Origin of the sequence: Streptomyces monomycini (assembly GCF_022271435.1) — a bacterium.
In the GTDB taxonomy this organism is placed as follows: domain Bacteria; phylum Actinomycetota; class Actinomycetes; order Streptomycetales; family Streptomycetaceae; genus Streptomyces; species Streptomyces monomycini.
The window spans coordinates 242,261-254,388 of record NZ_JAFIQY010000001.1 but is presented as its reverse complement, the minus strand read 5'-3'; the positions used below and the strand labels follow the sequence as shown (position 1 = coordinate 254,388).

Below are 12,128 nucleotides of genomic sequence, written 5' to 3'. Positions count from 1 at the left end.
GGCCCCTCACCGGCTCGCGACGGCGCGAGCACTGGCCGCGCGCAGTTCCGGCAGGCCGATGAACTCGGTGTGGGTGCCCACGCTGCCGCACACGAACGCCCCGGCCACCGAGCCGGCCAGCACGCAGTCCTCGAACGGGCGCCCCTCGAAGTACGCGTGCAGGAAGGCGGTGACGAACGCGTCACCGGCACCGTTGCTGTCCACGACCGGACGCTCCGGACGGACGGCGGGGAAGTGCCGGATGCTCTCGGCACCGCGCTCCAGCAGGTGGCATCCGTCGGCTCCGGCGGTCGCGACCACGAACCGGGCCCGGCCCTCGCCGATGATCGTCCGCAGCACGGTGTCCAGGCGGTCGTGGATCGCCGCCGCGCTCAAAAAGACGTAGTCGGAGTGCAGGGCGTAGTGGCGGTGGTAGGGGTTGAGCCCGTCCCAGTCGTGCAGATCCGTCGAACTGGTCACGCCGAGGCGGTGGATGTCGTCGTACATCTCCTGGTTGTGGCCGACGATCGACAGGTGGACGTGGGCCGACCGCTCCAGGTGGGGCAGGTAGAAGTCGCGGGGGAGCCGGAGATCGTCGGGGTGCCGGCCGTCGTAGAAGGAGAAGCGGCGGCCGCGCGGGTCCACCAGGTTCACCGCGCGCGGGGTACCGTGCGGCGAGACGAGGTGGGCGAAGTCGAGGCCCTGGCGGGCGTAGTGCTCCAGGACCATGCGGCCCTGCGGGTCGTCGCCGAGGAAGTCGATGAACTTCGTCCGCAGGCCGAGGGCGTGCCAGCCGAGTGCCACCCCGTTGCCGGTGTGCCCGACGTAGTCCCGCAGCGGGTCGACGAAGACCGAGTCGCCGGGCGGCACCCGCAGCTCCTCCACGCGCACGATGGTGTCCACCCCGGTCCCGCCCACCACCAGGACGTCGTAGCCGTCCGGACGCTGTTCCTTGTCGCAGTGCTGGTGCGTGGTCATGCGCTCACTCCTTCGGCAACGTGCTGCATGTGTCCGTCCTCCAGGACGACCGCTCCGTCGATGTCGGCGTCCGGCGGTATCACCGCGCCGGGCAGCACCACGCTGCGCCGCACCCGTGCTCCCGCGCCGATCCGGACCCCGGGGAAGAGCACGCTGTCCGCCACCCGTCCGTCGTTGACGAGGTCCGCGGGGATCACCGACCCGTGCACTCCGGGGGCGTCGGCGACCCAGCGCCGCCCGACCCCGGGCCGTACCGTCCGGGGCATCCGCGCGACGGGCAGCGGCGCCCGCGGCCCGGTGGCGAGGGCCAGATGCGCCCGGTGGTAGCGCTCGACGGTGCCGATGTCCTCCCAGTGGCCGTGCACCTCGTGGCCGCGGATGTGCTCTCCGGCCGCGAGCATCGCGGGGATCACGTCACGGCTGATGTCGTGCTGCCAGTCGCCGCCGTCCAGCAGGGTCAGATACCGGCGCAGTACGGCGGCGCCGAAGACGCAGAAGGCCGCGAAGACCAGGTCGGAGGTGGGGTTCTCGGGCTTCTCCGTGAACTCCGTCAGCCGGCCTCCGTCGTCGAAGCGGACCATGCCGAACAGGTGCACCCAGCGCGGGTCGATCCGCTGGTAGGCGACGGTCAGCGCCGCGCCCGAGGACCGGTGCGCCGCGACGAGCGGGCCGTAGTCGTACCGGTAGACGTGGTCGGAGTGCAGGACGAGGACGTCCTCGACGTCTTCGGTGAAGATGTACTCGGCCTTGCGGATCAGGGCGTCGGCGGTGCCGCGCTCCAGCGGCCAGGTGCGCCGCGGCAGCTCGGCCGGCAGCTCCCGGCCGCGGTAGGCGGTGTCGTACGGGCCGAAGCGCACCCGGAACCCCGGCTTCGCGTTCCATACGCGGTGCAGGTCGTCCATCAGCAGCCGCTCCTCGTACTGGGACAGCAGCAGCACTTCCGCGAGACCCGAGGCCCGGGCGTTGGCCAGGCTGAAGTCGATGAGCCGGCAGGTGCCGCCGTAGGGGACCAGCGGCTTGAGCCGGCCCGCGCCGAGCAGGCCCATCCGCTGCCCCTCGCCGCCCGCGAGCAGCACTGCGCGTACCGCACGCAGGTCAGCCATGCCGCACCTCGTCCCAGGCCACCCGGCCGCCGGACAAGGTGAGCAGCAGCAGCCCGTCGGCGTCCGGCGCCTCGCCCACGAAGACTCCCGGCCCGGTGCGTGCAAGGGTGCGTACGGTCGGCAGGGCCCTGGCCGCGCCGCGCCGCGCTTCCACGACTTGCACCCGTTCGGCGTGTGACAGCCGGTACTCCAGACGGCTGTCGGCGAGGACGCGGGCGCGGGTGTGCAACAGGCCGGCTTCCTCCGCGGGCACGGCCTCGGGAAGCCGGCCGAGGACCCGTTCGCAGGCGGCGAAGTCGGCACGTTGCCACGCGGCGCGGAACATCCGCGCGGCCGCGTCCGTGTCGAGCGGGGCCCGGCGCTCGTACGCCTCGATGTCACCGTGCGCGACGGCGGCCGCCGTGGTGACCTGGTCGTCGGCGAGCAGATCGAACCAGCCGTGCCGGAGTGCCAGTTCGGTGGACAGGACGGCGGGCCGGCCCTCCCACAGCCGGGTGAACGCCGACAGGTGCAGATCGGCGCAGTGGTCCCAGGTGAAGGCGCGGGCGACGGCCGAGGCCCGCTCGGACAGCTCCCGGTAGCGGCCGGGATCGTCCGACCACAGGGCCGCAGCCTGCCGGATGCGGTCCGCGAGCGCGTCCGTGAGCAGGGCGTCGTCCTCCGCGAAGGAGCGGTTGACCGCGAAACCGGTGGTCGTCCCCGGACCGTCGGCATGCCGGAAGTGCGCCATGCCCCGCTGGTCGGTGGCGATGGGCACGGCGCCCACGGCCATGGCCTCGCCCTGGGCGATGAGGAAGGTGTCCATCTCGAACTTGGAGGGGAAGAGGGCGAAGTCCGACGCGGCCGCGCAGGCGAAGACGCGGGCCTCCTCGACGCGCTCCCACTCGAAGTGCAGCCGTTCGGGATGGCGGGCGGCGACCTCGTGGAAGAGCGGATCGTCGATGCCGTTGGCGGAGATGCAGCGGATGACGAAGTTGGCCTTCAAGCCTTCGCTCAGTACGCGGTCCACGGCCCGAATCAGCTCGACCTGGCCCTTGTGGTGAACGGCGTAACGGGCGTTGTGGAAGAACGTCGGCAGCGCGGGGTCGAGACCGAGGCCGCCGAGCACCTCCGCCCGGTCCACCTGGGCGGGGTCCCAGGTCAGCCACCGGTCGGAGACGGCGCAACCGCCGACGAACATCTTGTGGGCGTTGCGGCGTACGACGTCGGCGATGGGCAGCCGCCGGAAGAGCGGCTCGAACGGGGTGTCCCGGAAGCCCGCGTAGAAGTCCAGCTGGCCGGGCGACAGGAAGTCGATCAGGTCGGCGTGCTCGGCGGTCAGCTCGTAGACCGCCACATGGTCCGGCGGGTAGGTGTAGTGCAGGTGGGTGAGCTGCTGGTACTGGACGACCGCCGCGGGCACCTCGGGATCGGGCCCGGGGCCGGGCAGCTCGACGTCCACGCCGAGCAGTTCGAAGAGGCGCGCCACCTCGGGCCCGTACACCTTCTTCGTGATCGGCATGTTGCTCTGTACGTTGCTGACGACCAGCTTCGTCGGGTCGTCGCGCAGGGCGGCCGGCAGCAGGTAGTGGTAGTACGGCTCGTGTGTGTGGACGACGGCCTTCTCGTCGCCGAACCAGCCGCGCAGGAACCGCACGCTGTCCACCTGGAACACCAGCGGCTTGAAGAACACCAGGTCCCGGCCCTTCGCGGAGTACGGCGGGTAGAAGGTGTCCGGCAGCCGGTTCAGGTAGTCATTGGAGAGGAAGTACAGGTCCACGCCTTCCAGACGGATGCGGTGCGCGGTGGTGCGCAGCGCCAGGTCGACCTGTTCGGGGAAGCCCTCCCAGACCCGGGTGTCGAGGACGACCGGCAGCGTGTAGGCGTCCTCGTAGGGCAGGTCCTCCACCTCGTAGCGCTGCCGCAGGTCGTCGAGCCTGCCGTGGGCGGGGGTGACGATGGAGACCTGGTGGCCGCGGTCGGCGAAGGTCTTGGAGAGGTTCCACAGGTACACGGACGTGCCGCCCTGAAGGAAGGTGTGGTCGAAGCCGCAGCACTCGAAGTAGTTCTCGATGATGTGCATCCGGGGCGCGTTCACGACGGTCACGTCCTTGCGTGGAGGGTCGGGGTGGGGGAGGCCAGTGCGAGCGCGTGGCGCAGGTCGATCGCGGCGTGGTACGGGCGGGCGTGGTCGTGGTTGTAGCCCAGTTCGTGCAGGAGGCGGCGCAGGTACAGCAGCCGCCGCAGCGGACTGTCGGACGGGGGCCCGAGCAGCAGGTGCAGCACCCGCTCGCGCCAGGTGTCCGCGGTGCGGAAGACGGTGTGCAGCACCTTTCGCCGGACGTCCGGCAGGCCCGGCGCACCGTCCAGAGAGCCGTTCATGGTGGTGTCCGCGTCCACGCCGAGGCGGCGGGCGCTCTCGAAGGCAGCCTCGTCGGCCGTGAAGTACTCCAGCGCGCGCTGGACGGCGACGAGATCCTGGAGGGGCGACTGCGCGGCGTAGCCGGAACCGTCCGACGGGAGGGCGGGCGTGGACAGGTCGATGACGTTCATCCGCCAGGTGCCGTCGGGTTCTTCCGCGCACAGCAGGTGCGACAGGTGCAGGTCGCCGTGGCAGGGGCCGGCTCCGGGGGCCGTCACGCGGCCGCCCAGCTCGGAGTGGAGCCGGTCCAGCTCGGCCCGCAGGGCGTCCAAGGCGGCACTGCGGGCGGCCGGTGGAAGGGGGAGGTCCGTCAGAAGCAGCCGGTCGAGCTGTGCCGACGTCCGGGGCAGGACGTCGGCCACCGGGTAGCCGATCGAAGGCCCGCCCAGGCGTACCGACAGGTCGTGGTGGAAGGCGCTCAGGAAACGTCCGGCCGCGCGTAACGTGGCTTCCAGCGGACGCAGATGAGCGTGTACGAGCCGTTCCGAAGGGAGGCGGTTCGTCAGGCGCGGCCACAGTGAGCGCAGGTTCGCCCGCAGCGGCGCGTCGATCCCCTGCCCGGGTGCGTGCCGGTACAGGACGCCCGCCGGATGCCTGGCCCCGCGGCCGGGGTCGGTGTAGGTGTAGTCCCCGGCCCATTCGGGCGTGCGTCCGGTGCCGCTCATGAGCCGAAGGACGTCGGGCTCGTGGATCGTCTCGTTCAGACGCCGGTAGGTCTTGTGGACGTAAGAGGAGCCGCCTATCCCGACCAGCGAGAGGGCGTTGGAGGACCAGCCCTGGTCGAACGGCAGGCGGCGTGCCTCGCCGGCCGGAGCCGAGGGCCCGCGGCGGAAGTCCAGGTACCCGCCACGCGCCGTGCGCAGCCGCCCGCCGGTCAGGACGCGGCGTACGGTCGCGAGCCCCGGGGGCCCGTCGCCTCCGGCCCAGGCACCGGACGGCTCCCGGTGTACGGGGACGAAGACCCGCTCGCCTGACGCAGGGCCGCCGACCGCCCGCACGATCAGCAGCAACTCGTCCGGTGCCTGCTCGGCGTGGTCGGCCGTCTCGTACCGGTGGGCGGCGCGGAGGTCGCGTGGCATCCAGGACGCGGCGCGCAGCAAGGGGGAGAGATGTTCGTCGCGGATCACGTGAGAGTTCAACTCCCGGTCATTTCATAGGCGTTGACGCCACGCCGCCATACGGCCAGGGCCAGGGCCAGGGCGCCGGCCGTCACCACGGGCAGCCAGACCACCAGGCCCGCGGCGCCCGTCAGCAGGTAGACGCACGGCACGTAGGAGGTGAAGGCGAAGGGAAGCACCCAGGTCAGCAGGGCGCGCAGCGACGAGTGGTAGATGTCCAGCGGGTACGCGGCGAACTCGGACACCTGGTTGGCCGCGTACATCGACGGCAGACTGGTCACCGTCCAGAAGGACAGCGAGGCGAACAGCAGCTTCACCGAGGTGTGGATCAGGGCGCCGCACAGCACCAGCAAAGGGGCGACGGCCCATTGCAGCGGGGTGAGGTCGAGGCCGATGCTGCTGCCGGACCAGATCACCAGGAAGGTGCCCACGGCGAGTTCGCCGAGCGCGTCGGGGTGGAAGAAGCGCTCCGAGAGCAGGGAGAACAGCGGGTTCACGGGGCGGATCAGATAGCGGTGGAACTCGCCGCGCTGGACCAGTTTGCGGCCCAGCTCCCACAGCTGATCGGTGAAGAGGTGGTCCAGGCCGCGCGGCAGCAGCGAGAAGCCCAGCAGGAACAGCACCTCGTGGTAGCTCCAGCCGCCCAGGACGGGAATCTGCCGGAAGACCAGGCCCACCACCGCCGTCTGCAGGCCCACACGGATCAGGAAGGCTCCGGCCCCGAGAACGAAGTCCACGCGGTACGCGCTCAGCCGGTGCAGCCCGACTCCGCCGAGGAAGAACGCCAGCCGTACGTGGCGCCACAAGGCCCGGGTCATCCGCCGAGCACCTCCAGACGGCTGAGCGCGGCCCGCCAGAGGACGGCGCTGAGCACGGTCAGGCCGGCCACCCAGCCGAGCTGCCGGGCGAGGACACCGGCGACGTCGGCCACTCCGTCGTAGCGGCCGAGCAGCAGGGCGAGCGGCGCGTCGACCATGCCCTGGAAGGGCAGCGCGGACGCCAGCGCCCGCAGCGGCCCCGGCATCAGCGCGAGGGGCACCAGCTGCCCGGCGAAGAAGGCGACCACGCTCTGTTTCACCATCCGCACACCCCAGGTGTTGGTGGTGACGAAGCCCGTCATGCCGGTCAGCAGGTTCACCAGGAAGGCGAGCAGGACGGACAGTACGGCGGACACCAGGAACAGCAGGACGTCGGCCGGCCGGGGCACGGTGAGCGGCACGAGCAGGGTGAACAGGCCGAGTACGGGCACGCCGACCAGGACGGCGTTGGCCGCGACGACCGGCAGGCACGCGAAGAACCGGACGACCGGATAGCTGACCGGCCGGACCAGCATGACGGCCACGTCACCCCGGTAGACCTCGGCGGCGACCTCGTCGTCCACCCGGTTGGCGTGCAGGATCTGCAGGATCTGGGCCATCAGCAGGTAGGTGGTGATGCTCCCGGCGGTGAAGCCGCCCGGGCCGCCGCCGGGCGGCGAGCCCGCGTACACGGCCCGCCACAGGAAGACGGAGACCGCGGCGCCGGCCGCCGCGGTGATGCCGGTCGTCACGAACGACGAGCGGTACTGCAGCAGGGACTGGAGTCCCGCGGTGGCGAAGGGCAGGTAGTGCCGGACGCGCGCGGCCGGGCGGACCGGCGTGCCGCTCGTCACCTCTGGTAGGGGGGAGCGGTTCATGCCCCACCTGCCGCGGGCCCGCACGGGATCTCGGCCGGGACCGGTTCGGGGCGCCCGCCGCCGTAGATCCGCCGCAGTACGTCCTCCAGGTCCGGTTCGGGCGCGTAACAGTCCACCAGGTCGAAGCGTTCGAGCAGGAAGGCCAGCACCTGGCGGGAGGTGAACCGGTCCACCGGATAGTCGACCCTGATCCGGCCGTCCTCGGCCGGCGAGGCGCTCACCCCGGGCAGCCCCTGCTCGATGCCCGCGCAGGCGCGCTCAGGGGCCGTCGTGTCCCGGTGGTCGAAGAGGACGGACCGCCGGTCGGCGGTCCGCAGCAGGTCCCGGATGCTGCCCTGGTGCACCACCCGTCCCCGGTCCACGACCAGGGCGCTGTCGCAGATCGCGGCGATGTCGGTGATGTCGTGGCTGGTGAGGACGACGGTCGTGCCCAGTTCCCGGTGCACGTGGTTGACCAGGTGCCGTACCGCGTCCTTGAGCACCATGTCGAGGCCGATGGTCGGCTCGTCCCAGAAGACGACGGGCGGATCGTGCAGCAGGCTCGCCGCGATCTCGGCGCGCATCCGCTGGCCCAGGCTGAGCTGGCGTACGGGGGTGGTGCCGAGGGCGTCGATGTCCAGCAGTTCCCGGTACAGGGCGAGGTTGCGGCGGTACACCGGGCCGGGGATCTCGTAGATGCGGTGCAGGATGCGGAAGGAGTCCGGGACGGACAGATCCCACCAGAGCTGACTGCGCTGGCCGAAGACGACACCGATGCCCCGGGCGTTGTCCTTCCGGTGCCGGTACGGCTCGATGCCGCGGACCAGGCAGCGCCCGCTGGTGGGCGTCATGATGCCGGTGAGCATCTTGATGGTGGTGGACTTCCCCGCCCCGTTGGCGCCGATGTACGCCGTCTTGGAGCCGGCCGGGAGCGTGAAGGACACCCCGTCGACCGCACGGACGATGCGGTGCTTACGGGTGAAGAGCGTGGCCAGACTGCCGGCCAGGCCCGGCTTGCGCTCGGCGAGCCGGAACTCCTTGACGAGATTCTCCGCGACGATCACGACAGCACCTGCTCCAGGGCCTGTTCGAGAAGCTTGACGCCCTCGTCGAGGAGCGGTTCGTCGATGGTGAACGGAGGCGCCAGGCGCAGGATGTGCCCGCCGAGGGCCACCCGGAGGCCCAGGTCCAGTGCGCGTGCGTACACGGCCCGGGCGATGTGCGGTGCGGGTCTGCGGCTCTCCCGGTCGGTGACGAACTCCAGCCCGTACAGCAGGCCCAGGCCGCGCACGTCGCCGAGGTTCTCGAAGCGGGCGGGGAGAGCGGACAGCCGGTCGTGCAGCTGGTCCCCGAGGACGCGGACACGCTCGACCAGACGGTCGCGTTCGACGACCTCCAGAGTGGCCCGCGCAGCGGCGATGCCGAGCGGATTGCCGCCGTACGTCGCCGAGTAGGCGCCAGGCACCGAAGCCGCCGGTTGGTGCAGCAGCTCCGCGCGTCCCGCCAGGACCGCGAACGGGAACCCGCTGGCCAGACCCTTCGACAGGGTCACCAGGTCCGGCTCGATGCCGAACTGCTCGCTCGCCAGGAAGGTGCCGGTCCGGCCGCCGCCGGTCAGCACCTCGTCGGCGACGAGCAGCACCCCGTTGGCCTGGCAGGCTTCGGTGATCTGCGCCCAGTAACCCGGGGGCGGCACGACGACTCCGGCGGCGCCCAGGACGGGTTCGAAGACCAGCGCCGAGACGTTCGGCTTGTCGGCGATGTGCTTGCGTACGAGGGAGGCGCACCGCAGGCCGCACGAGGGGTGGCTGAGTTCCAGAGGGCAGCGGTAGCAGTAGGCCGAGTAGCCGAGGACGGCATTGCCGGCGAACGCCTGGTGGCCGACGTCCCAGTGCACGAGCATCCGCGCGCCCATCGTCTTGCCGTGGAAGCCGCCGCGCAGGGCGCCGATCCGGTTGCGGCCGGGCTCGGCGGTCGCCTGCACCACCCGTAACGCCGCCTCGACCACCTCCGCCCCCGTGGAGAGCAAGGCGTAGGTGTTCAGCCGTGCGGGCAGCAGCCTGGCCAGCAGCTCCAGGAGCGCGGCACGGTCGGGCGTCGCCGAGTCGTGCACGTTCCACAGGCGCCGGGCCTGCGCGGTCAGCGCCTCCACGACCTCGGGGTGCCCGTGACCCAGCGACTGGGTCAGAGTGCCCGCCGCGAAGTCCAGGTACTGGTTGCCGTCGAGATCCGTGAGGACCGGGCCGTGCCCCTCGGCGAAGACCCGGCGCCCGACGGACGCCTCGTCCGAAGCGCCCGGGGCCAGATGTCCGGCCTCCCGCTCCAGCTGCTCCAGCTGGTGCCGACCTGTCACTGCCGCTCCCACCCTTCTGGGCGAACTGCTGTGCCATGTGCCGCCGTTGGGTGGCGACGGAAGTGAGTCAAACACCAATCGCCCAGCCCTGCAAGAAATTTCTGCAACTTTCCGAACGGCCTTGCGTGTCTCATGCAAATTCTGCTTGAGTCACAAGCCACTTCACCGGTGACACCGCGACCTTCGTTCGAGGAGAGATCCGTGAGACGACAGACCCCGCCCCTTCCGCGACATCGGTGGCCGACGTGAAAGCCCTGGTCCTGGCGGGTGGCACCGGCAGCCGCTTACGGCCGTTCACGCACACCCGCGCCAAACAGCTCCTCCCCCTCGCCAACAGACCGGTGCTGCACCACGCCCTCCAGGCGATAGCGGAAGCCGGTATCGAGCACGTGGGGGTGGTGGTCGGCGAACACGGTGACGCCATCCGCCGCTCGGTGGGGGACGGATCCGCCTTCGGACTGCGCGTCGCCTACCTCCACCAGCCCGCGTCCCTCGGCCTGGCCCACGCGGTGGCGATCGCGCGGGACTTCCTGGCGGACGACGACTTCCTGCTGTACCTCGGGGACAACTACCTGGAGGACGGGGTGGCGGGCTTCGTCCGGCGCGCCGCCGCCGACCGGGACACCGCCCGGCTGCTGCTCACTCCGGTGCCCGACCCCACCGCCTTCGGCGTGGCCGAGATCGACGGCGCGGGACGCGTGCACCGGCTGGAGGAGAAGCCGGAACATCCCCGCAGCGACCTCGCCATGGTCGGCGTCTATGCCTTCACCCCGGCGGTGCACGACGCGGTGCGCGCCATCCGTCCGTCCGGGCGCGGCGAGCTGGAGATCACCCACGCGGTGCAGTGGATGGTCGACCAGGGCCTCGCCGTACGCGCGGAGACGACCACCCGGCCGTGGCGCGACACCGGCAGCGTGGACGACCTGCTGGAGGCGAACCGGCACGTCCTGGACCGGATGACCGGCAGCGTGGACGGCAAGGTCGACCCGGACAGCGTCCTGGTGGGCAGGGTCCGCATCGCCGGGGGAGCCGTGGTCACCGGGTCCCGCATCGTCGGGCCCGTGGTGATCGGGCCGGGCGCGGTGATCAGCAACTCCACTGTCGGCCCGTACACCTCCGTCGCCGAGGACTGCCGCATCGAGGACAGCGCGGTCGGGTTCTCCGTGCTCCTGCGGGGCGCGTGTCTGGACGGCGCTCACGGCATCGAGCGCTCGCTGATCGGCAGTGAAGCGGTCGTGGCCGCGGTGCCCCGCCCGCACCGGGGCCACCGTCTCGTCATCGGCGATCACAGTAAGGTGCAGCTCACCTCATGACGTCACGCATCCTCGTCACCGGCGGCGCCGGCTTCATCGGATCCGCCTACGTCCGCGCGCTCCTCGGCCCGTCGGGACCACCCGGCACCACGGTCACCGTGCTCGACAAACTCACGTACGCCGGCAGCCTCGCCCGGCTCGATCCGGTACGCGGGCACCCGGACCTGACCTTCGTCCAGGGGGACGTCGGGGATGCCGCGACGGTGCGGCGCCTGACGGCCGGGCACGACGACATCGTCCACTTCGCGGCAGAGTCGCACGTGGACCGCTCCATCGAGGACGGCTCGGACTTCACCCGTACCAACGTGGTGGGCACCCAGACCCTGCTGGACGCGGCGCGGCGCAACGGGGCGCGCACCTTCGTGCACATCTCCACCGACGAGGTCTACGGCTCGATACCCGAAGGCGCCGCACGGGAGGAGGACCCGCTCAGGCCCAGTTCGCCCTACGCGGCGTCCAAGGCCGCGGCGGACCTCGTCGCACTCGCCCATCACCGCACCTACGGGCTGGACGTCCGGGTGACCCGCTGTTCCAACAACTTCGGCCCGTACCAGCACCCGGAGAAGGCCGTCCCGCGCTTCCTGGCCGCGGCGCTGACCGGCGGCAGCCTGCCGATGTACGGGGACGGCCGGCAGGCCCGCGACTGGCTGCACGTGGACGATCACATCCGGGCGGTCGAACTGGTCCGTACGGCCGGGCGGGCCGGAGAGACGTACAACATCGGGGGTGGCACCTCCCTCAGCAACCTCGACCTCGCGGACCGCCTGTTGGAGCGGTGCGGCGCGGGCCCCGACCGCATCACGTACGTCACGGACCGCAAGGGCCACGACCGCCGGTACGCGGTGGACCACAGCAAGATCACCGCAGAGCTGGGGTACCGGCCGCGTGCCGACTTCGAGCGGGCGCTGACTGCCACGGTGGACTGGTACCGCACCCATCGGACCTGGTGGGAGCCCTTGTTCGCGACCGCCTGAGGGGGCGGCACGGCGGCAGGGGGGCGTCGGACACTCCGGCCCGGTCGGCCGGGCGCGTTGGGGACACACCTGCTGCCATCCCCACGACCGCGGGCCGGAGTGCGTTGAAGGTAACACCGCTGAAACACTTGCGAAAGAGTTTGCGGGCTCCGAGTTCGCCTCCCACCTCGGTGAACTGCGCGCCTGACGCGAAGGGTTGACCGAAGGTGAACGGCGCCGTACGGTCTCGACCGCAAAAACTTGCTGCAAAAACCA

10 protein-coding genes are annotated in these 12,128 nt (G+C 71.3%); 2 read left to right on the top strand and 8 right to left on the bottom strand.

What is annotated here, in order from left to right; genetic code table 11:
* Nucleotides 1-6: 6 nt before the first annotated feature.
* From JXZ78_RS01050 to JXZ78_RS01015, 8 genes are read right to left on the bottom strand one after another with little or no spacing between them, the layout of a single operon-like run.
* A complete protein-coding gene (locus JXZ78_RS01050) occupies nt 7-957 on the bottom strand; it encodes a carbohydrate kinase family protein (protein ID WP_050502358.1) in 951 nt (316 codons plus the stop codon).
* Nucleotides 954-2,060 carry a sugar phosphate nucleotidyltransferase gene (locus JXZ78_RS01045; RefSeq protein ID WP_030019576.1) on the bottom strand — a complete coding sequence of 369 codons (1,107 nt, stop codon included), beginning with the start codon at nt 2,058-2,060 and terminating at the stop codon, nt 954-956. The genes JXZ78_RS01050 and JXZ78_RS01045 overlap by 4 nt, the downstream gene beginning before the upstream one ends.
* The gene (locus tag JXZ78_RS01040; protein WP_238782595.1) at nt 2,053-4,137 is read right to left on the bottom strand and encodes a glycosyltransferase; all 2,085 of its coding nucleotides are present in this window, start codon (nt 4,135-4,137) and stop codon (nt 2,053-2,055) included. The genes JXZ78_RS01045 and JXZ78_RS01040 overlap by 8 nt, the downstream gene beginning before the upstream one ends.
* Nucleotides 4,138-4,142: 5 nt before the next feature.
* Entirely contained in the window at nt 4,143-5,600 is a 1,458-nt protein-coding gene (locus tag JXZ78_RS01035; RefSeq protein WP_157851542.1) for a phosphotransferase, read from the bottom strand.
* A complete protein-coding gene (locus JXZ78_RS01030; protein WP_030019579.1) occupies nt 5,597-6,397 on the bottom strand; it encodes an ABC transporter permease in 801 nt (266 codons plus the stop codon). Before JXZ78_RS01030 ends, JXZ78_RS01035 begins: the two co-directional genes overlap by 4 nt.
* On the bottom strand, nt 6,394-7,254 hold the full coding sequence (locus JXZ78_RS01025) for an ABC transporter permease (RefSeq protein ID WP_050502372.1): 861 nt from the start codon (nt 7,252-7,254) through the stop codon (nt 6,394-6,396). Before JXZ78_RS01025 ends, JXZ78_RS01030 begins: the two co-directional genes overlap by 4 nt.
* The gene (locus tag JXZ78_RS01020; RefSeq protein ID WP_050502359.1) at nt 7,251-8,297 is read right to left on the bottom strand and encodes an ABC transporter ATP-binding protein; all 1,047 of its coding nucleotides are present in this window, start codon (nt 8,295-8,297) and stop codon (nt 7,251-7,253) included. Before JXZ78_RS01020 ends, JXZ78_RS01025 begins: the two co-directional genes overlap by 4 nt.
* A complete protein-coding gene (locus tag JXZ78_RS01015; protein ID WP_050502360.1) occupies nt 8,294-9,586 on the bottom strand; it encodes an aspartate aminotransferase family protein in 1,293 nt (430 codons plus the stop codon). The genes JXZ78_RS01020 and JXZ78_RS01015 overlap by 4 nt, the downstream gene beginning before the upstream one ends.
* 245 nt (nt 9,587-9,831) lie before the next feature.
* Between JXZ78_RS01015 and JXZ78_RS01010 the strand changes: the two genes are divergently transcribed.
* Nucleotides 9,832-10,899: a glucose-1-phosphate thymidylyltransferase gene (locus JXZ78_RS01010; RefSeq protein ID WP_030019583.1), complete on the top strand. Its 1,068-nt coding sequence runs from the start codon at nt 9,832-9,834 to the stop codon at nt 10,897-10,899.
* Nucleotides 10,896-11,873, top strand: a complete 978-nt coding sequence (rfbB, locus tag JXZ78_RS01005; protein WP_238782594.1) for a dTDP-glucose 4,6-dehydratase — start codon at nt 10,896-10,898, stop codon at nt 11,871-11,873. Before JXZ78_RS01010 ends, rfbB begins: the two co-directional genes overlap by 4 nt.
* The last annotated feature ends 255 nt before the right edge of the window (nt 11,874-12,128 follow it).